The following is a 17,351-nucleotide window of genomic DNA, read 5'->3' on the forward strand; positions in this document are numbered from 1 at the left end:
ATCAAATCACCTTCAAATCAAGTTGCATTGTATGCACGCCACTATCCCAGCTGTGTGTGCATTCATCGACAAGGAAATATTGTTTCACGCCGATTTTTTCAATGTACACAAACACAAAACAACCCGCACGCACTTTCCAATGACCAAGACAGTTGAGTTTCAACGATTTAGTTTCCCGATTCCGCAACTTAATGAGCTTGTCCAACAAATCTTTAATTTGCGCTGCCGTCATCTTTTCATCGACTTTCCGAAATTCTTGCAACCGTCCCCATTTCGCAATGTTCGCTCTGTCTTGAGCGATGTAGACCTCTCGTTTACCTGTTTTTTTGTTGTCTTGTACGATTTTGACGCGATTATACGTTTCTTCGTCGATTGATTTTTTGTAATCAAAATCAAAAAGCAGACTCTCTTCTCCAATGTAGAAGTCGTCTGCTGGAATAGCCATGTTATTGATATTTCGCAATTCCAATTTCCCAAAATTGTCGAAGAGCACGTAATTTCTGTTTGTTGCAATTAACGTTGAATCTAAAAGCTTTGCGACCACGTCGAACGCTTTTTTGTTGTCTTCAACCATCGCTGGCACTTTGTATCCCGTATCTTCAAACGTTCCTACTTTCAACCCTGCGTCGTTTGCGATTTTCTTTATGCCAGCTGTTGCTGTCGTCGCAGAAAAGACGAATGTATCGTTATACATGAGATAGCGCAATTGGTCATATGCCTTTACATGAAATTCACTACTTGTATTAAAGCCTGTTTCGAACACATATCCGTAAAAAATTTTGTACGATCTATCTGTTACGCGGATAATTGCTCCGCTATTGACCGGAAACTTTGTTCGTTGTTCAATCACTAGCTTCGCATCCAACGTCCCAGCCTTTCCGATCCTGCTCGTTTTCCATTGCACGCTCGAAACAGGCATATCCCACACCGTTCCATCTCGATTATCAATTAATACTTCCATCATTTCACCCAATCTGTAGGGATTTTTAACACTAACCCGATTGGTAGTTTCCACAATTGACTGTCTTTAATTCCGTTTAACTTCTGCAACTCAGGATATCGGTTGCCGTTGCCTGTATAAAGCTTTGCTACTTTCCAAAGATTATCGCCTGCTTTCAATGTGTACGTCGTTGGCTTTGCTTTCGTATTTGGGCGCGCAGGCGCATTTTTCTTTACGACTTGAACAGCCGATGACGTTTGTTTTTTGACCACCTGCATTTTCTTTGGAGCAAACGGCACGTATGTTTTCAATTCAAGGGAAAAATTGACGTCTTCACTGCCGAACGATTCGTCATATTCGAAGTGCTCAATGGTTACTAATTCATTGATGGTGAAGGAGCCGTTGACATAGATGTAACGCACTGGTTGTTTATTTCTCATCCATTTTTCTAATAAAGCAATGTAATATTGCGGCTCTCTAACAGCTCCACTTGCATAATGGGCAGGTTGTGCAGGAAAAAAAGACTCAAGAGAGAAGCCCGATAACTTTTTGTCTTTCGGTACGTTGACACGCCCGAGCTTTGCAATCGTAAACTCCTCTCCATCTCCTTCTGTTTTTACATTCACTTTCTCAGGATTCACAGGAAGCCGAAACATTTCTTGGTCATTTGCGTGAAAATAAATAGCTCGTTCCATCACGCATACACCCCTTCTGCCGAACGGGCGATTTCGTTGACCATACTTTCTTCAACACGACGAACAATTTGGTCGATGTCAACGTTATTTCGAATGTCACCTGTTTTCACTTGCACCGTTGGCGTTAATGTGACGAAGTTCTGAATAGACTTAATTGTCGCCAACTCTTTAAAGACTTTTAAATCCTCTTCGGCAATGTTGATTTCATCATCAATTTTTCCAATTTTATCAAGCTTACCGCCTGTCGGGTTCTTATCCTCTTTCCCACTTGCTAGAGGGTTTTTCATGCCTGGGCTATTGGCTAGTTGGCTTCCTAATGATTGCGAAAATGGATTTCCCTTTTTTATTCCTTCTGCTAGTTTTTGAGCTTTATCCAACAGATTAGCTGTTTTATCAGACAACCATTTGCCCATTTTATTTCCAACAGCATACCCCGCATCAAATGCTTTTGGCATATTTATCAAGTTTAGGCGTGGCAAATGCGAAACACCTTTCGTATCACTAATTGGGGCTTGAAGATTAGCTGCGAAATTTTTTAAACTACCTGATATATTACTTGCTACATTAGTACTTAATTTTCCAATCGTACCTATGTTCACGACCGGGATTTTATTAAGCGCTTGAAGGACCATATTAATTGCTCCAATTGCTTTGTTTGCGGCGGATACAAACGCATTCGCTAGCCAATTCGCGGCACGATCGAATGAACCGCCGATAGCCGCCATTGTGTTTATGATCATCTGAGCCATATCGTAAAATAACTTTTTTATCGCATACGTCGGATCAATAAACACATTCATTAAAAAATCAGCAAACATCGCAAATAAATTCCAAATGTTTGCGATGATATTCCAAACGAACGCCCCTAAACTAGCGAATAGTCCGAAAATAACTCCAATAACTTCTGCTGTCTGCTCCCCCCATCTTACTGTGGCATAAGCAACAAACCCAAGCAAAGCAATGATAGTAAGCAATACCCACGTGGCTGGCGAACTAAGCATGGCTGTGTTATAAGCCCACTGAGCTGCCGCGGCAATCATTGTAGCTGTTTTCACTATCAACCATTTCGCCGCAAGCCCAAGTAAAACCGCGCCAATCCCAGCTAAAACAGAACCAATCACGGTTAAAATCGGCGCAATCCATGACCAGTTTTCTTCAAAAAAGCGTCCCACAGCGCCGACCATTCGATAGAAGAACTCTAGTGTATCAAAAGCGAGATCCATACCTTTAATAAATACGTTGACGAAAAACATCGCATGCTCTGCCATCGTCGCAAACGCATCGGAGTTGACAAATTGATTAAACCGAATCAACAATGGTTCAAACGCACGAAGCGACCAGTTTTTAAACATGGTCATCGCATCAGCGAACGTCAACGGCATGTTTTTGAATTTCTTTTCAATGTCATCGGCTGCGTTGAAGAGCGCTGCTTTGATGATGTCAGCCGTGATTTTTCCATCTGCCGACATTTCTTTTAGTTCGCCTTTTGTTTTGCCTGTAAAATCGGCAATCGCTTGGGCAAGCAACGGTGCATTTTCCATGATGGAACGGAACTCGTCGCCTTGTAGTTTACCTGCTGCCATCGCTTGTGTGAGCTGATACATACCAGCTTGGCGTTCAAATGTCGATGCACCAGACGCAGTAAATGCTTTTCCCATTAATTCAGAGAAACGAATCATCTCATCGTTGTTTTTGAATGCGTCATCTGCCAATAAACCGAGTTTTGCAACCGAATTAGCCATATCCATATACCCACTCCGGCTACGTTGTGCAGCTTGGTATACTTTCTCTTGTAACTCTGTCTGTGTCTGCAAACCGTCATTAATATTTGCTAAACGAGCTGATGTAGAAACATAAGCGTCTGAGGCTTGAACAAATGACTGAATTCCGTTTTGAATTCCTTGTAGTGCAGCAAAAGCTGCTGTCGATAACAAAAATGCACCGAAAAACTCTTTCACAGCACTCGTCGCCCGATTGACTGGTGGAGGCAAGTTGGCGAATTTAGAGCCTAACGGCGTCAAAGAGCTATCCACCTGTTTAGAAGCCGCCATCAAACGTTCTAAATCAGCCGATGCGTTTGTAATCGCTTTGCGCGCTTTCGCTAGTCCTTTTGTATCTAATTGAGTCGCGCTTGCATCCATTTTTTCCATGACGCGAATGGTCGCATCCATCGCACGAATCATTTTCATGAGTGGTCCTGTCAATTTGTCATTTAACGCTAGCGTCGTTTGGACTCCAGCCATTCGCTCACCCCCTCATTTTGCTTTTTATGCGGTCGTGTTCTTTCTTTTCTTCTTCCAATTTCAATTGAATGCTCGCAATGACAAACGCTTTTTCTTTTCGATCCATTTCTAAAAATTCACGAGGTCGCCAATGAAAACGGTGGAGAGCAACATACGCATAAAACGCCTCTCCACCTTCTTCAATTAGTTTTTTGCCTCTTCTACCTCTTCATCCATCGTCTTATCAAGCCCTGAAATTTCTGTGACCTTCTCAAGGATTTGGTTGGCTTCGCCCAAGAGGAACATTTCAGCAAACAGCCTGTCCGCACCTAAAACACCATATGACTCTTGCAGCTCGCGGTCATTTAAATCAGGATACACAATCGACGCCACGCAAATTTCGCGGTTGTATCTCACCACATCAAAGACACGTTCCATTTTTCCGCCTTTACCTGGACGGAATTTAAAACAACGCTCGTTGATTGCATCAGCTTCGCCTGCAGTTAACGGGCGCAGCACAAGTGGTTCGTCAAAACGCTCCAATTTCAATTCCACATTTTCATACTGTTTTACATTTCCCTTTAAAAACGCCTTAAACTTGCTCATGTAACTCCTCCTTAGTTAATCGTTTTGAATTGGTCTAACAAATCGAAATCATCAAATGTAAACGACACTTCATCTTTAAGTACATCATCCGAATCCCCATCCAATTTAGCAATGAGTGTGCTATCTGGCACGATGTTTTTAATGATTGCTGTTTGCTTGCCTGCCGCGCTCGTAATATCTGCATTAACGAGCATCGCATCGAAAATCGGCGCTTTCCCTGTCCGTAAATATTCCAATGCCATCGCTCGAATTGCTGGGTGGTGATAGTAATATGTCATGTTTCCTTTTCCGTTTGCCCCAACGATTTTACTGCCGTTCATGCGTGTACCTACACGCTTCACATCAGCTTTGATATATTCGATTGTTGCATCGAATTTCAAGATTTCAGCAAATTCATAAGACTTCCCATCAATCGTGATATATAATTTCCCTTCTTTCGAAGAAATCGCGTCTTTCGAATCCATTACACGTGGCATATTCATCACCTCCGTTTATTACTTGCATGCCACTGTCATATAGAGTTTTTCCATGGCGTCGACGAACTTGAGTCCTACATTCACCAATACCGCATCTTTTTCATCACCTTGTTCAACTGCAATCTCATCTGGATTATATGGCTCTAAAGCTCCGACTCGCACGAGAGGATCTAACACGGTTTTCATCACTTCTTTTTTGAACAAGTTCCGACCATCCTCGTTGTTATTGACTTTCCCGATGAAATATTTGGAGTAGATATACTGCGTATTGTCCGAAACAATGTCCATTTCGCGAATGATTTTGTTTTTGCGGAAGTCTTGATTTTTCGTCGACGTGAAAGAACGGAACGTATTAATGTCTTGTTCGACAACGACCGCGTCGCGGTTGAACGTATAAACGATGTGTCCATCTTTCAATGCTTGTTCGATTTCCTCATGTGTTTTGCGCTCGCAGTCAATTGCGCCCGGATACTCAGCATAGGTCAATGAATTGGTGCCAGCGCTCGCATATGCCGCCGCATACCAATACAACGCATCTTTTGCCGATAGCTGCTCATTCCCTTCAAGCGTGACACCATTGAGAACCGACACCACGCCTTCATGATCAGCCGCGTTATAATCATTCGTCACCAACGTTACATTTTTTCCGTAATTCTCGCGCCATTCTTTGACTTTCAATGTCAACAATGCTTTTACCGTCGAATCGTCCGTACCAACAGCCACCACCTTAAATTCTTGCGTATCCAATCCTGCCGCAAAGTCCGCGTACGCATCGTTTGTTGCCGTCCCTGTTGTTCCTCCAGCAAGCGTCAACGTGACATCGGATGTCGGCAATTGACCACTGAACGTCACAAAAGCGTTAGGCTGTAAATTAGCGATGGCAGCTACCGTCTGTGTATCGACAACCGCCCCATCAAAGTATGTCTTCACTGTCGCGGTTCCGTCTAAATTCGCCGTAACGACAACCGAAATTTTATTTCCGTCCGCACCCGCATATTTCGCTGTCGCCGTTAATCCTCCGCCCGTTGCCGTTGCTTTTGTTCCTTCGCTGTTCAAGTTATAGACAACGACTTGATTTGTCGCCTTAAACGCCTCACGGATCGGCACGATTGCACTTAAATCCTTGCCGAATACTTCTTTAAACTTCGTGTTCGGCGAAACTTTCACAAATTTTCTTGTTTCTCCCCAGTCCAACTTGACTGGAATCACCACAATTGCGTTGGAATCAGGCGCCATCGTGTTTAAACTGTTCGTTTCAAAATTGATATACGCACCAGGACGAACCTTGTTTTGCGTCTTCCATGTTCCACCTGCCATTATTGAACCTCCTTCGCTTTCCACTCACTCAACAGCGAGTCCACTTCTTCTTTCGTGTACGTTCTCGATTCATCAAGTAACACTTCAAGCAACAATCGATCTTTTGCGTATTCTGGCGCACGAATGAAAGCCGATTTTCCATACCGCATTTGTTTTTCAGTTTGTTTGGCCAATCCAAACACCTCCTAACATCTGCATCTTCGTTTCAGTCGTCACTTCTTGTAGTCGCGCCGACACATCGAATGTGATGACAAGCACATCATCTTGCTTTACTCCTTCTAATCGATGCACATGATATTTGTTGGCGATATACTGAAATTCCGTTTGAAACGTTTCAAACACGTCATCGCATTCAGCGTCCACTTCCATTGATTGTGGAAAATATACAACATTCCACGAATACGTCCGCCACACTTGCCCTTTGATTTTTCGTTCTTGTTCAGACTGAATCATACGAACGAGAAAAGCAGGGGTTTGAAGCCCCTGCTTGACTTTTTCGTCGTATACTTTGATGTTTCCGAAAACTTCTTTTATCTGTTGAATGATGAGCGTTTTAATCTCCAAGGATCCGCCTCATCTCCTTTTCCATCTCCCGTTGCCACATGTTCGGGGCGATTTTTTGCATGTCGTTCATCGTGAGTTTCAACATAAACCGCCCTTCTACCCACCCGACAGTCTGACCAGCCACCACGATACGATGCCCGTTTTCTACAAACGACGCGTATTCGGCTTGATTGTAAATATGAATATAAATTGTGTCACCCTTGCTCATCACATAATACTTCCAGTTGTTTCGCAAGTTCCCTGTATCGACAGGCGTTAACTTCTTCACTTTCCGAATGGCCAACTGTGCAATACGCTGCGCGACTTTCATTTGCACTTGGTGAGCGATTTTATTGAGCTCCACTAAATGCTGCTTCAATAGCCGCACTTCGCTAAATTCATAACCCATTATGCGTAATCCTTTCGAGTTAATAGCACTTCTTGATGGGTGACATACACAAACGGTTCTTTTGCTGACTCGTAGCGCACTCCATCGATTACAAAAACATCTCCTGCTTGCACGTTGATGTCGCTAGACAAAAAAACTTTCACATCGTACTGAATGGAATTCACATCATCTTGTGCTGTGTTGTTGAGTGTTTGCATGCCGACAGAAGAAAGGCGACAAGGCACATTTTCATGCTTTGCCACCCATCGCATTCCATCGGCGCCATTCGGCTTCTGATACGCCTCATATCGCTGGATAGTAGCTGTTCGGTCATACAGTCGTTCCACCGCGGATTTGGCTTTAAGAAAAACGTCACGAACCGACATGCTACCACCTCATTTTGCGAAACTTATACAACGCGCTCTTATAGGAATGAACGATGCTTTCCACTTCTATTTCTCCTTGGCTCTCTTCATGAGCTGTAAACGTAACTTGCACGTCCCCTTCTTTGATGGATTGAACAGTCGGTTCGGCATCGGGAGCATTTTTTTGCTTCAGACCAACGAAATCGACCACCATGTTCGCATGGACATACCGAAGCTCGTCCGGTATGTCATCACGATTACAAAACGTTTTGATCGCTTGACCTACTTCGTCAATGTATACAGCCAAGCGGTCATCTGGCGGTGGATTGTCCAACTTGGCTTTGACAATATCAAGCACCGTCATTGTCATTCAGCTACCTTTTCTGTTGCTTTCTTCGTTCCTTTTTTCTCCTCTTCCGTCACTTCTTCATATCCGGCTTTTTTAAAGGCAGCTTCTTGTACGTCGTTTGTTGCGATTAACACTTCGTCGCTTTTTTTAAACTTCTTCATCTTTTGTCACCCCTTACGCTTTTTTGTGCACGTAAATGGCGTTCTTTTTGTTCTCGAATACAAAAGCATCATAACGAATACGACCTTCTACAAGCGTACCGTTAATGCCTGGTGGGTTTTCATGCGTCACATAGTCTGTTAATTTAATTGGCGCAACTGTCGCCATCGGATGTGTAATGAAAAATTCGACATTCGCTGGTAAATACGAAGATGGAACGGTGATTAGCGGAATCCCATCAATTTGACCAACTTGCCCTTTCATTAACGCGTCTTGCGCGATATCAGACGCTTTGATAAAAGATGGATCCAAACGAATTTGCTTGTAAAAATTCGCTCCGATATACGCCACGCGACCAACCAATGGCACTTTCAAGTCTGTGAGCGTTGTTGTTGCATCCAAGAAAGCTTCATAGGCATTGTCTTTTGTAATTGGCGCCACGGCTGTATTTCCTGCATTCGCGCAAATCACCGCAAAACGATAGATATCCACTTCTGGTACAACCACCTCATCAATCTGGCGGGCAAGTGCCTTCCCAGCCTCCATGACGCCCATCGTATCTTGTTTCGATTTGTTGTCGATGGTGAACGTAAACGCACGGTCGCGCGTCACTTTCATTTCTTGCACGCTGTTTTGTAACTCTTCAGGAATACCATATCGATTAAAACCTGTTGTAGAATAGTCACGCATTGGAACTGTCGGAATCGAAAATACTTTCACCGTTTCGACTCCAACCCAATCTAAGTCTTGATTCACAGCTCCATTCGAAAGAGATTGCTTTTTAAAACGCTCATCCACATATGGTGCATACTTCTCTGCATAGTTAATTGGCATTACTCATTACCTCCTGTATCCATTAGATTGAATTGAATCCAGCTAAAAACGGATCGTCTGGATCCCCACCAGTCGGACTGCCTTCAGCTGGTTTAATACCTGTAATTTTTGGTTGATTGCTGTTTTCAGGCACAAATAAAAAGGACTTGGTTTCTTGCAGCGTCTTTAACTGCTCCTCCAGTCCTTTTGTGATGTTGCCATGTTCATCGAGTTCAATTGTATTTTTATCAAGAAGCGATGCGACCAAGTCAGCGTCATGTACCTTTCCATTAATCGCAAGTTTAATCGCGCTGTTTAATTGTGTTTCTTTAATTTTCGCTTCATATGCTGCCTTCTCATCTTTATATCGCTTCTCTAAGTCCGCAAGCTTCGTTTGTAGCTCTTCATTTCCCTCTGCTTGCTTTTTCAACTGTTTTAAGTCGTTGTCGCGCTGCTCAAGCTGCTTTTTCATATCATCAAGGTTGGCTTTCAACTCATCGACTTTTGTCTTGTGAGCTTCAACGGACTTCCCATGTTCGGCCATAATTTTGTCAATGACGTCTTTTTCAAGACCTAAACTTTCAAGAAATTCACGTTTCATTTCCATTCCTCCTGGCTACGTTTTTTTACGTGGTTACGGCCACGAACCGCTTTGTTCTTTAACGTCTACAAATGCTAAAAAGACGAGAGAAACTGTTTATCTTAACACCGTCTTCTTATACCACTCCTCATACGAAATAGAATCCACCAATCCATTCATCGACTGGCGTTTTTCGCCGTGTGTGTATTCCGACTCATCAAAATACGGAATCGTCGTCGTTCGGCAACGGACATGAAATGGCGGCGCATTCGTGCCTGGCTTATAATCTTTGACGTTATAAACCTTGCCATCTTGATATCTACAAATATCTGATGTCCGCATATCGAGTGTGGCCAAAATCTCGTATTTCTCCATTCCTGCATCGCGATAGCTGTTTTGCGCAGCCAAGTTATGAAAGAAGCTCGCTTCCGTCCTGACCAACGCTTCGGCGCGCGAATATGCGACGTCTGTCACTTTCACAATTTCTTTTGCTGTTTTGTCGATGGAACGACCAATGATAAAGCTTTGTTCGAGCGACTTTCGAATGTTCTGCATCGTTTCTTGTTCATGTCCCCAAATTCGCTCGGAAAATTCTTTCCCACTCCAGTTATACGACATCACTTCACGCATCGTGCTGTCGTCAAGAATTTGCGCATTGGCAGGTATACCAGCCATCGCAAAGTCGTACATAAAGTGATAGTACGAATTTTGGTATACATCGACAAGCCCCGTATAAACGTAGTCTTGTAAGCCATTTTTACCGCCGTATAAATGCAGCATCGTCATTTCTATTTGCGCCAAAAGCATCTCTAATCGCGAAATTCGAACGCGATAGCTGATCTCATTCAATAGATTTTCATATTGCGAATTCCCTTCAAGCGCCATCGCGCGAAACCGAGCAAGGTCAATTTCTTTAAACGCCTCTATTTCTTGTGACGTTAGTAGCTTCCTTGCTTCATGTAGAGAAATTTGATTATCTTTCGCATACCGAGCGTAAAAGGCTTCAATCTGCTTCAAAATATCGCGCTGTGCTTCTTTGAGCCGTTGCTTCATCTGCGCCAAATACTTCTCGACAATCAGCTGCGCTTCCTGTTCTCTTTGCGTCGAACGTTGTTCCCAATACTGCCGACTATTCATTCATGTTCCCATCTTTCTGTTGTTTTTGGAACACACCTTGATAGCCGTTATACATCTGTTCTTGTTCCTGCTGCTTCTTCAATCGTTCTTCCACTTGCTCGGTATACCACGGATGATTTTCGCGAATCGTTTGGTCATCAAGAATACCAACCGACGCCTGACAATTGGCGATTACCTCGGACTCGTTGATAATAATGTCACGATTGAAGATAATTGAAATCGGCTCATTCGTAAAATCGCCTTTCCCAGTCATGAGTAAATACTGGTCGATAAACCAAATCAATTGCTCAAGGCTTGACTGGAACTCGGTTTCAAGGATGTTGCAATCCATATCCAAGTCAGAGTATCGGTATCTCAGCGCCACCCCACTTGCATTCCCCAAATTCTCATCCTGCGTATCGACGCCACGTCCGAATTCATAGATGGCCTTGCGAATGCGCAATAATTCTTTTTCGACTGCATCTGTCTGTAAATCGGCTTGTAGCTTGTCTACATCACCGTTTTCATCTAACTTTACCGCCCGATATCGGTTCAAATCGTTTAAAAATTCTTGTAGCTCTGTTCCTCCGTAATTCACAAGCTTGTAAATAAAATTCGGGATGTCCGCAAGTAAATCCGCGTTCACAGAAGCCTGCAAGTTGTAATCGTCAACCAACGACTTGATACAATCAATGAGTGGCTGTTCTTCTTCGTTGTACTTAAACGCAATCAACGGCATACGCTCCCACAGATATGGCTTCTCGTTAATGGTGAAATGATAGTTCGTTTCCACTCCAGCTAGGACGTCTGGAACGAGCGAGTCAGCTTGCAGGACGTAATACTTAATTCCTTTCGGATGGTGATATTCCACTTTCTTTTGTTTTTGCTTTTGCGTATTCGTGTATACAACTTCTTCATACACGCGAATAAACGACACAATCTCTTCGTGGTCGTTATCTTTCCAAAACGGGATAATTTGTTCGCTCGGAATCTTTTTAAACGACAGCTCGCCCTTTTCGTCAATATACACATACAAAAAAGCGATTCCTTTGTTGATCGCTTCTTTGCCAAGGTTTTTCATTGTTTTCAGCAGCCGTTTATCGAACATGTCTTGCATGATTTTGCGGTATTCTTCGTTTTCAGTTGCGATCGTCGGCTCCTTTGAAAGCAAATAGCCGACCTTCTGATTCACCAACTTCTTCACGAAGTCATGCGCCAACTTTTGATTCGAACGCCACGTAATGTCTTGGTTTTTCTTTTCAATATCCATTTTCGTGCGATAATATCGCTCGCCAATCACCATCAATTTGCGCTTATCACTCGTTTCCCAGTCTTTCACGATCGCCGCCAAAAGCTGTTCATCGGTCATGATTCCTTTCGATAATTCCGAAAGCACTTGTTCATGCCAGGGAGCTCTAAATAAATCTTCAATCAACATACACTCACTTCCTCTATTTCAGTATCGATACAGACGGTCGTTTCATATCATCTTCGAATGCGTAACGAGTTGCATCGATACAATTATGAACGATAAGACCACCTTCAACTGAAAAGTTGTGGTGGTCTTTTACTTCCATATTGTAAACGTCTCCTTTGCCTATATACCTTATATTTTTAATTCTTACGTAATTGTGGGAGTCGTGGAACTGCTTTGTTTGAACACTTTTTAGAACAGTATTTTGTTTTTTTAAATCTGTTGGTAACGAAATGTTCCCCACAACACTCGCACACCCTTTCTTCATTATCTAATCCTTCTTTTCTTCTCCAAGCTGACTTGCATTTGTTGCTACAAAAACGATTTTTTGTATTAGGTTTCGCAGCGAACACTTGTGCACAATACTCACATTTATAAACCTGTTTTTCCATCTTTCCAATCGAACGCTTCCATAATTCCTTATGCCACGCTTTTCCTTCTTCAGTTTTATGCCATTCATTGGCTTTTGGACGTGCGTTTTTCGCTAAATTATTACGAGCCCATTCCAACCATCGTTCATCAAGAGCATTCATCTCCCCATGAAGAGTTGCGTGCTTTCCGTGTGGAATGATAACTAAATTACTAATGTGGTTGTTGTTTTTATCACCGTCAACATGATGAACATGCCATCCTTTCGGAATTTCTCCATGGAAGTACTCCCAAACATATCTGTGCAGTCTTTTTCTAATAGTTGAATTTAAATAATATCCCGTTTTATCATCCCTGGTGAATTTTATTCCATCAAAATACGCATATTTACCGTTATTCTCATATTTTATCATTCCTGCACCTCTCTTGGTTCTATTTCATATCTAATTGTATCTAATATGATTAGACATGTCCAAAATGCAATCTTGTGCAGGAATCAATTGCTTTAGTTCTTTCCATCCTTCTTTCGTGAGAACAGGGTGATCATCTGTTGCTCTGATTTTCCTACCGTCTTCCAACTCTATTTCCCAAACATCCGTGTTTCTTCTAGTCAATCTAACATCAAAAAATTGACTTACAGTAGCCCTTTTATTTACTACATCAAAACAATAAACCATTCCGCTCTTACCAACTAAATCTTTAATTTTAAAATTTCCTGTCGGTGTGTTTATTATAGTATCTCCTAACAAACAATGATTATTTTTATCTTCCAACTTCGGTTTCGGATTGCCGTCTGCGTCCACCTGATAGTCAATCGACTCAAATTCCCGAGCAATGTTCGGAGTACGCTTCGGATCAATGACAATCGCTTCTAAATCATCTAGCCACTTCTCACCGTATTCCACACTTCCCGATCCCTTCTTAGCGCCTTTAATTCGCGGAATGCCGTGCTCTTTCTTCATCTCATCAACCGATTTCGGTTCGGCACTATCCGCAATAATCGGTTCGAGATGATAGTTTTTTGCTTTGATTTTTTCGGCTGCTTCACGATTCGACAACTTTACGCCATAGATTTCATCCATCGCATAAATGATTCTTCGTGTCTTATCGTAGTGCCAACGCACAAACGCAAACGGATCCACACCATATCCCCAGTCGATACCTTGTCGGATGTTATCAAATCTCTTCATCTCGTCATCTGTAATGGTTCGGAACACCAAGTTGTCGAATGGAACAACGCCACTTCCAATCGGCTCACCGAGATATTCATGACGGTACTTCATCTCATTCGTTCGCTTCGTGTGTTCGGCTTCTTCGATGAAGTCTTTCGACAAAAATGGGTTGTCTAAATATGTCGAGTGATGAACGAACGTGTTCTCAGGAAGAAATTGCGTTTCGTACTTTTGGTTGACCCACGATTGTTTCCGTTTCGGTGGGTTATAGCTGTAAAAAAACGTGTATCGCAATCCGTCTGGAAGCTCTCCACGTAACACAGATTTTTCGATAACGGACACTTCTTCTTCTGTTTTGAACTCAGCTAACTCCTCTATCCACATAATGGCTAGTGGAAATTTCGATGCTTTAATCGACTTAATTTTTTGTGGATCATCAGCACCACGAAACAAAATGCGGTTTCCTCTTGGTAAATATGTGATACGCATTGGATTGACCGTAATCTGAAAATACTCGGTCACGCCCAATATTTCCATAGCTTCTTTCAGCTGTTCCAACACCGAATCTGCGAGCGTGTTCCCGACTCTCCGAACGACCAAAGCCGTCACAGGAAAGCGCATCACCAGCAATAACACCATCATCGCAATGTGCGTTGATTTTGCGCTAGCACGGCCACCTTTCAACACATAGCGCAAATAGCGCTGTTCTTTGACCAACGCCCACACTTTTTGAAATGTCGGCGTAAACACTTCGGAAAGCCTAATCTGTTTCATCAGCCTCACCGATGTCGTCGATAATTTGAACACCGAAATTCGCATCGATCTGCTGGCGCTCTGTCCACATCGCGAAGCGTTTGCCAAGTAAATCTAAGGCGCGGATTTTATCGGCCAAACGAATTTCTCGCTCAATTCCTTGTCCGTTCTCCGTTGGAATCACTTTCACTCTTACACTTGCAATGGCAGCCATATCGTCAATCGTAGCATCTTCGCGTATTGTAGCATCTTCCATATTGATTAACTCAGGAGCGTTCACAAATGCAATACGAGCCAACTCACGTAAAATACGCTCTTGGTTGACGCCTGTCCGCCTCGACAGTTCCGCCATTCGTTCGTCTATATACGCGCGAACCTTAGCATTTTTTAACAGACGTGAAGCTTGCTCAGCAGCCGACCTCGGACTATACCCAGCCCGAATCGCAGCTTGAGTGGCATTAAGATCAATTAAATACTCATCTGCAAAACGTTTTTGCTTTTCTGTCAACTGTGCCATATCACAACACCTCCCCAGCTTGCAAAAAATAAAAGAGCATCCCATTATAAGAGATGCTCATCACTCAATTGTTAAGAATATCTGGGTATACAAATGTATCTAAAATTTCACCTGTACTTGCATTTTTTATATTTACAGTTACTTTGAAGTCCTTGACGCCGTTGAAAACTTGGTAGTACATACCACTTATTCCTAACCCGATGGCAGCTAGACCATACATACTATTTTCAGATGATGATACATCAACAATCATGTTGAATTCTGAAAAATTGTCATTATACGTGATATCTTGAATTACAATCAAACTCTTATCTCTTTTTAATTCGTCAATTGTTTTCTTTATTCCAGACTCTAATTCATTTATGAGTTCCTTATGTTTAGATTTTGTCATTTTATACGTTAAAGAACCATCAGCATTTTTTATAACTTCTTTAATCCCATCTTGCTCAGCTTCAGTTACGACTTTATCAATATCTTGTCCTTCAAATAAAGAAGCAGGAAGAGTAACTTCTACGTCCAATAAGTTTTTATCTACAGAAATAGAATCATCCTTGTTAATGTTTTCAGATGCGTTTGTTTCAGCCACATTGAGCTCTCTTTCATTATTGTTACCACAAGCTGCTAAAAATACAAACATAGAAAAAATTAAAGTTATCAAATAGATTCTTTTCAATACTGACGCCTCCATCTCACGCAAATATTTTTTATAATAATATCTACGACAAAAGGAGGCATCTTCCTACAACATTCGTTCGTCAAATCTCGACATTATTTACGTCTAATCGCCCCACGCACTCGTTTGTACGTGTCACGGCGAACGCCCATTAACTCCATCACTTCACGCATAGACAATTTTTCTTTCTTCTTAGCTTTTAATTTTTTTATCTCATCATCCGATAAATGGTCACATAACTTATACATCCTCATCACCCCATGCATAAAATAAGTGCCTAGTCAAAAGCTAGGCACTCATGAAAGGAGGAAATCGTCGTTCTACTTATTAGTGGCATTTACACGACAAAAAAGCCTCATCCGCACATGCAGAAGAGGCTTTCTTTGATTCGTTTTTTAATTTTTCTTTCAGCGCGTTCAATCATCGTTTGGACACTACTTGAAGAGATACAAAGATAATTCGCAATCTCGCCATATGTTAGACAATATCCTCGTGACATGAGATACACTTCTCGTTCCCGTTCAGTGAGCACGGATAAAGCGTCCTCAATGCGTTCCCGATCCCAACTCGTGATGATGCTTTCCTTGTTGTGATCGTCCCATTCATAAACAGGTTCGTTGGAACGGAAATATTTTTGCATGAGTAACGGGTCGAACAGTTTCTCCCGTTGATAAGCTGCGCGACGCTCGATGCCTCGTTTATGACCAGGTCGTCGTCCTGTCGTGAGCCACTCGATAACGAATTCAAGGTCGACAATCATTTGACGAATGATTTTTTTATCTTGTTCTGGTGCGTATTCGAGTAGTTTTTTGGTTTGTTTCAACGTTTGCTTATATTCTTTTAAAAGTTCCTCCATCGGACCACTCCCATGCTATAATAAATATAGTGAACGCCGGGAGAAGTCCGGTCTTTTTTTTATGTCCGGACCTTTTCACGCTTGATTTTGCGTAGCGATTTCCCCATCTCACATCACCACCTTCCATCCTTTTCTAATTCTGCTAGTCAACTCACATTTTCGCAACGGTTCATATCGATAGACAGCTTGTCCATCTTCACGTCGAAACAACAGATACCACTTTGCTTTGCGTTTGCGTTTCTTCATCCGATCACGCACCATAGACATCTTTTTGCAGTTTTTGTAACGTATAAAGCCGTAATGCTTTCAGTTCACGTTGAAGATTGATGCAATTGTCCGAGTATCGGTCATTTCGCTCGGTTAATTCCTGGTTCGCTTCTCTCAATCTCTGAACCTGATTTTCTAGCAGGATGTTTTCCTTGTGCAATCTCTCATTTTCCGCCATAGCTGTTTCGAAAAGCTCCTGAAGCTGTTCCAATTCCTGTTCCTTCTCCGTCAACAGCTTATGCGCGTGGATCGCTTCACGTTTGAGCCACTCAATGCCTTTGTCATCGTCTGACTGCGTTTCTTCTGTGACAATTGACTCTTGCGACATTGCTTGTGTTTCCGATTCTTCAAGCGTAGACGCGATCTCTTGTTGTGCTTCTTGTTCAAGCGCTCTTTTGATATGCCCCTTTCTGAAATATTTCCACGAATATAACTGTTGATTTGTGATTCCTTTTACTTGTGCAACCTCCGCATCACTCATGCCTTTTTTGTGCATTTCAACATATTCATCAACCGTCAAATCGATTTTTTTGTTTGACACATCTTTCTCCTCCTTCACGCTTTCACAATCTTTCAAAATATCATCAAGCTTTTCACCAGCACGCAACCTTTCTAATTGCTCTGCCGTCAGCTGATATGTCCACACCGTCGTATCTATCCCATGAGGTCGATTGCCAAACCGTACAGACCCTTGTCGGTAC

General features: G+C 42.4%; 24 protein-coding genes and 1 pseudogene. All 25 read right to left on the reverse strand.

Going from position 1 to position 17,351, the window contains the following annotated elements:
- Position 1: 1 nt before the first annotated feature.
- The 25 genes and pseudogenes from ES017_RS06140 to ES017_RS06255 all read right to left on the reverse strand — a co-directional run bounded on the left by ES017_RS06140 (position 2) and on the right by ES017_RS06255 (position 17,296).
- Positions 2–961, reverse strand: coding sequence for an XkdQ/YqbQ family protein (locus ES017_RS06140; protein ID WP_171334956.1), 960 nt, complete (start codon positions 959–961; stop codon positions 2–4).
- A complete protein-coding gene (locus ES017_RS06145; protein ID WP_171334957.1) occupies positions 961–1,635 on the reverse strand; it encodes a LysM peptidoglycan-binding domain-containing protein in 675 nt (224 codons plus the stop codon). The genes ES017_RS06140 and ES017_RS06145 overlap by 1 nt, the downstream gene beginning before the upstream one ends.
- Positions 1,635–3,878 carry a tape measure protein gene (locus ES017_RS06150; RefSeq protein ID WP_171334860.1) on the reverse strand — a complete coding sequence of 748 codons (2,244 nt, stop codon included), beginning with the start codon at positions 3,876–3,878 and terminating at the stop codon, positions 1,635–1,637. Before ES017_RS06150 ends, ES017_RS06145 begins: the two co-directional genes overlap by 1 nt.
- A 183-nt stretch (positions 3,879–4,061) precedes the next feature.
- Positions 4,062–4,463 (reverse strand): phage tail assembly chaperone, encoded by a 402-nt coding sequence (locus tag ES017_RS06160; RefSeq protein WP_042894517.1) that lies wholly within the window; start codon positions 4,461–4,463, stop codon positions 4,062–4,064.
- Between the two features lie 11 nt (positions 4,464–4,474).
- Positions 4,475–4,939: a phage tail tube protein gene (locus ES017_RS06165; RefSeq protein ID WP_042894538.1), complete on the reverse strand. Its 465-nt coding sequence runs from the start codon at positions 4,937–4,939 to the stop codon at positions 4,475–4,477.
- A gap of 18 nt (positions 4,940–4,957) precedes the next feature.
- Entirely contained in the window at positions 4,958–6,256 is a 1,299-nt protein-coding gene (locus ES017_RS06170) for a phage tail sheath subtilisin-like domain-containing protein (RefSeq protein WP_171334861.1), read from the reverse strand.
- A complete protein-coding gene (locus tag ES017_RS06175; RefSeq protein WP_171334862.1) occupies positions 6,256–6,429 on the reverse strand; it encodes a hypothetical protein in 174 nt (57 codons plus the stop codon). The genes ES017_RS06170 and ES017_RS06175 overlap by 1 nt, the downstream gene beginning before the upstream one ends.
- On the reverse strand, positions 6,413–6,820 hold the full coding sequence (locus ES017_RS06180; protein WP_171334863.1) for a phage tail terminator family protein: 408 nt from the start codon (positions 6,818–6,820) through the stop codon (positions 6,413–6,415). The genes ES017_RS06175 and ES017_RS06180 overlap by 17 nt, the downstream gene beginning before the upstream one ends.
- A complete protein-coding gene (locus ES017_RS06185) occupies positions 6,810–7,208 on the reverse strand; it encodes an HK97 gp10 family phage protein (RefSeq protein WP_171334864.1) in 399 nt (132 codons plus the stop codon). Before ES017_RS06185 ends, ES017_RS06180 begins: the two co-directional genes overlap by 11 nt.
- Entirely contained in the window at positions 7,208–7,573 is a 366-nt protein-coding gene (locus tag ES017_RS06190) for a hypothetical protein (RefSeq protein ID WP_171334865.1), read from the reverse strand. The genes ES017_RS06185 and ES017_RS06190 overlap by 1 nt, the downstream gene beginning before the upstream one ends.
- A 1-nt stretch (position 7,574) precedes the next feature.
- Positions 7,575–7,922 carry a head-tail connector protein gene (locus ES017_RS06195; RefSeq protein WP_253263362.1) on the reverse strand — a complete coding sequence of 116 codons (348 nt, stop codon included), beginning with the start codon at positions 7,920–7,922 and terminating at the stop codon, positions 7,575–7,577.
- Positions 7,919–8,062, reverse strand: coding sequence for a hypothetical protein (locus ES017_RS06200; protein ID WP_171334866.1), 144 nt, complete (start codon positions 8,060–8,062; stop codon positions 7,919–7,921). Before ES017_RS06200 ends, ES017_RS06195 begins: the two co-directional genes overlap by 4 nt.
- Positions 8,063–8,075: 13 nt before the next feature.
- Positions 8,076–8,894 (reverse strand): N4-gp56 family major capsid protein, encoded by an 819-nt coding sequence (locus ES017_RS06205; RefSeq protein ID WP_171334867.1) that lies wholly within the window; start codon positions 8,892–8,894, stop codon positions 8,076–8,078.
- A gap of 22 nt (positions 8,895–8,916) precedes the next feature.
- Entirely contained in the window at positions 8,917–9,474 is a 558-nt protein-coding gene (locus ES017_RS06210; protein ID WP_171334868.1) for a phage scaffolding protein, read from the reverse strand.
- 96 nt (positions 9,475–9,570) lie between these two features.
- Positions 9,571–10,590 (reverse strand): minor capsid protein, encoded by a 1,020-nt coding sequence (locus tag ES017_RS06215; RefSeq protein ID WP_253263363.1) that lies wholly within the window; start codon positions 10,588–10,590, stop codon positions 9,571–9,573.
- Positions 10,583–12,007 carry a phage portal protein gene (locus ES017_RS06220; protein ID WP_171334869.1) on the reverse strand — a complete coding sequence of 475 codons (1,425 nt, stop codon included), beginning with the start codon at positions 12,005–12,007 and terminating at the stop codon, positions 10,583–10,585. The genes ES017_RS06215 and ES017_RS06220 overlap by 8 nt, the downstream gene beginning before the upstream one ends.
- A 13-nt stretch (positions 12,008–12,020) precedes the next feature.
- Positions 12,021–12,287, reverse strand: coding sequence for a hypothetical protein (locus tag ES017_RS16215; protein WP_368737187.1), 267 nt, complete (start codon positions 12,285–12,287; stop codon positions 12,021–12,023).
- Entirely contained in the window at positions 12,184–12,825 is a 642-nt protein-coding gene (locus ES017_RS06225) for an HNH endonuclease signature motif containing protein (protein WP_171334870.1), read from the reverse strand. The genes ES017_RS16215 and ES017_RS06225 overlap by 104 nt, the downstream gene beginning before the upstream one ends.
- Positions 12,826–12,855: 30 nt before the next feature.
- Positions 12,856–13,185 (reverse strand): Hint domain-containing protein, encoded by a 330-nt coding sequence (locus ES017_RS16255; protein ID WP_483296343.1) that lies wholly within the window; start codon positions 13,183–13,185, stop codon positions 12,856–12,858.
- Positions 13,159–14,361, reverse strand: a pseudogene (locus tag ES017_RS06230) (PBSX family phage terminase large subunit); the annotation flags it as partial. The pseudogene ES017_RS06230 and the gene ES017_RS16255, both read right to left, overlap by 27 nt.
- Positions 14,345–14,854, reverse strand: coding sequence for a terminase small subunit (locus ES017_RS06235; RefSeq protein WP_171334872.1), 510 nt, complete (start codon positions 14,852–14,854; stop codon positions 14,345–14,347). The gene ES017_RS06235 and the pseudogene ES017_RS06230, both read right to left, overlap by 17 nt.
- Positions 14,855–14,918: 64 nt before the next feature.
- A complete protein-coding gene (locus tag ES017_RS06240) occupies positions 14,919–15,527 on the reverse strand; it encodes a hypothetical protein (protein ID WP_171334873.1) in 609 nt (202 codons plus the stop codon).
- Positions 15,528–15,622: 95 nt separating this feature from the next.
- Positions 15,623–15,775: a hypothetical protein gene (locus tag ES017_RS06245; protein ID WP_171334874.1), complete on the reverse strand. Its 153-nt coding sequence runs from the start codon at positions 15,773–15,775 to the stop codon at positions 15,623–15,625.
- A gap of 107 nt (positions 15,776–15,882) precedes the next feature.
- Positions 15,883–16,383 (reverse strand): sigma-70 family RNA polymerase sigma factor, encoded by a 501-nt coding sequence (locus tag ES017_RS06250; protein ID WP_171334875.1) that lies wholly within the window; start codon positions 16,381–16,383, stop codon positions 15,883–15,885.
- Positions 16,384–16,633: 250 nt separating this feature from the next.
- Positions 16,634–17,296, reverse strand: coding sequence for a hypothetical protein (locus tag ES017_RS06255; protein WP_171334876.1), 663 nt, complete (start codon positions 17,294–17,296; stop codon positions 16,634–16,636).
- Positions 17,297–17,351 lie beyond the last annotated feature (55 nt).

The sequence above is a fragment of the Anoxybacillus sp. EFIL genome, assembly GCF_013096955.1.
GTDB classification, from domain to species: Bacteria; Bacillota; Bacilli; order Bacillales; family Anoxybacillaceae; genus Anoxybacillus; species Anoxybacillus ayderensis.

Coding starts and splice junctions, on each gene's coding strand:
- ES017_RS06140 (WP_171334956.1), bottom strand. CDS start 961: ATGGAAGTATTAATTGATAATCGAGATGGAACGGTGTGGGATATGCCT.
- ES017_RS06145 (WP_171334957.1), bottom strand. CDS start 1,635: ATGGAACGAGCTATTTATTTTCACGCAAATGACCAAGAAATGTTTCGG.
- ES017_RS06150 (WP_171334860.1), bottom strand. CDS start 3,878: ATGGCTGGAGTCCAAACGACGCTAGCGTTAAATGACAAATTGACAGGA.
- ES017_RS06160 (WP_042894517.1), bottom strand. CDS start 4,463: ATGAGCAAGTTTAAGGCGTTTTTAAAGGGAAATGTAAAACAGTATGAA.
- ES017_RS06165 (WP_042894538.1), bottom strand. CDS start 4,939: ATGCCACGTGTAATGGATTCGAAAGACGCGATTTCTTCGAAAGAAGGG.
- ES017_RS06170 (WP_171334861.1), bottom strand. CDS start 6,256: ATGGCAGGTGGAACATGGAAGACGCAAAACAAGGTTCGTCCTGGTGCG.
- ES017_RS06185 (WP_171334864.1), bottom strand. CDS start 7,208: ATGGGTTATGAATTTAGCGAAGTGCGGCTATTGAAGCAGCATTTAGTG.
- ES017_RS06190 (WP_171334865.1), bottom strand. CDS start 7,573: ATGTCGGTTCGTGACGTTTTTCTTAAAGCCAAATCCGCGGTGGAACGA.
- ES017_RS06195 (WP_253263362.1), bottom strand. CDS start 7,922: ATGACAATGACGGTGCTTGATATTGTCAAAGCCAAGTTGGACAATCCA.
- ES017_RS06200 (WP_171334866.1), bottom strand. CDS start 8,062: ATGAAGAAGTTTAAAAAAAGCGACGAAGTGTTAATCGCAACAAACGAC.
- ES017_RS06205 (WP_171334867.1), bottom strand. CDS start 8,894: ATGCCAATTAACTATGCAGAGAAGTATGCACCATATGTGGATGAGCGT.
- ES017_RS06210 (WP_171334868.1), bottom strand. CDS start 9,474: ATGAAACGTGAATTTCTTGAAAGTTTAGGTCTTGAAAAAGACGTCATT.
- ES017_RS06215 (WP_253263363.1), bottom strand. CDS start 10,590: ATGAATAGTCGGCAGTATTGGGAACAACGTTCGACGCAAAGAGAACAG.
- ES017_RS06220 (WP_171334869.1), bottom strand. CDS start 12,007: ATGTTGATTGAAGATTTATTTAGAGCTCCCTGGCATGAACAAGTGCTT.
- ES017_RS06225 (WP_171334870.1), bottom strand. CDS start 12,825: ATGATAAAATATGAGAATAACGGTAAATATGCGTATTTTGATGGAATA.
- ES017_RS06235 (WP_171334872.1), bottom strand. CDS start 14,854: ATGGCACAGTTGACAGAAAAGCAAAAACGTTTTGCAGATGAGTATTTA.
- ES017_RS06245 (WP_171334874.1), bottom strand. CDS start 15,775: ATGTATAAGTTATGTGACCATTTATCGGATGATGAGATAAAAAAATTA.
- ES017_RS06250 (WP_171334875.1), bottom strand. CDS start 16,383: ATGGAGGAACTTTTAAAAGAATATAAGCAAACGTTGAAACAAACCAAA.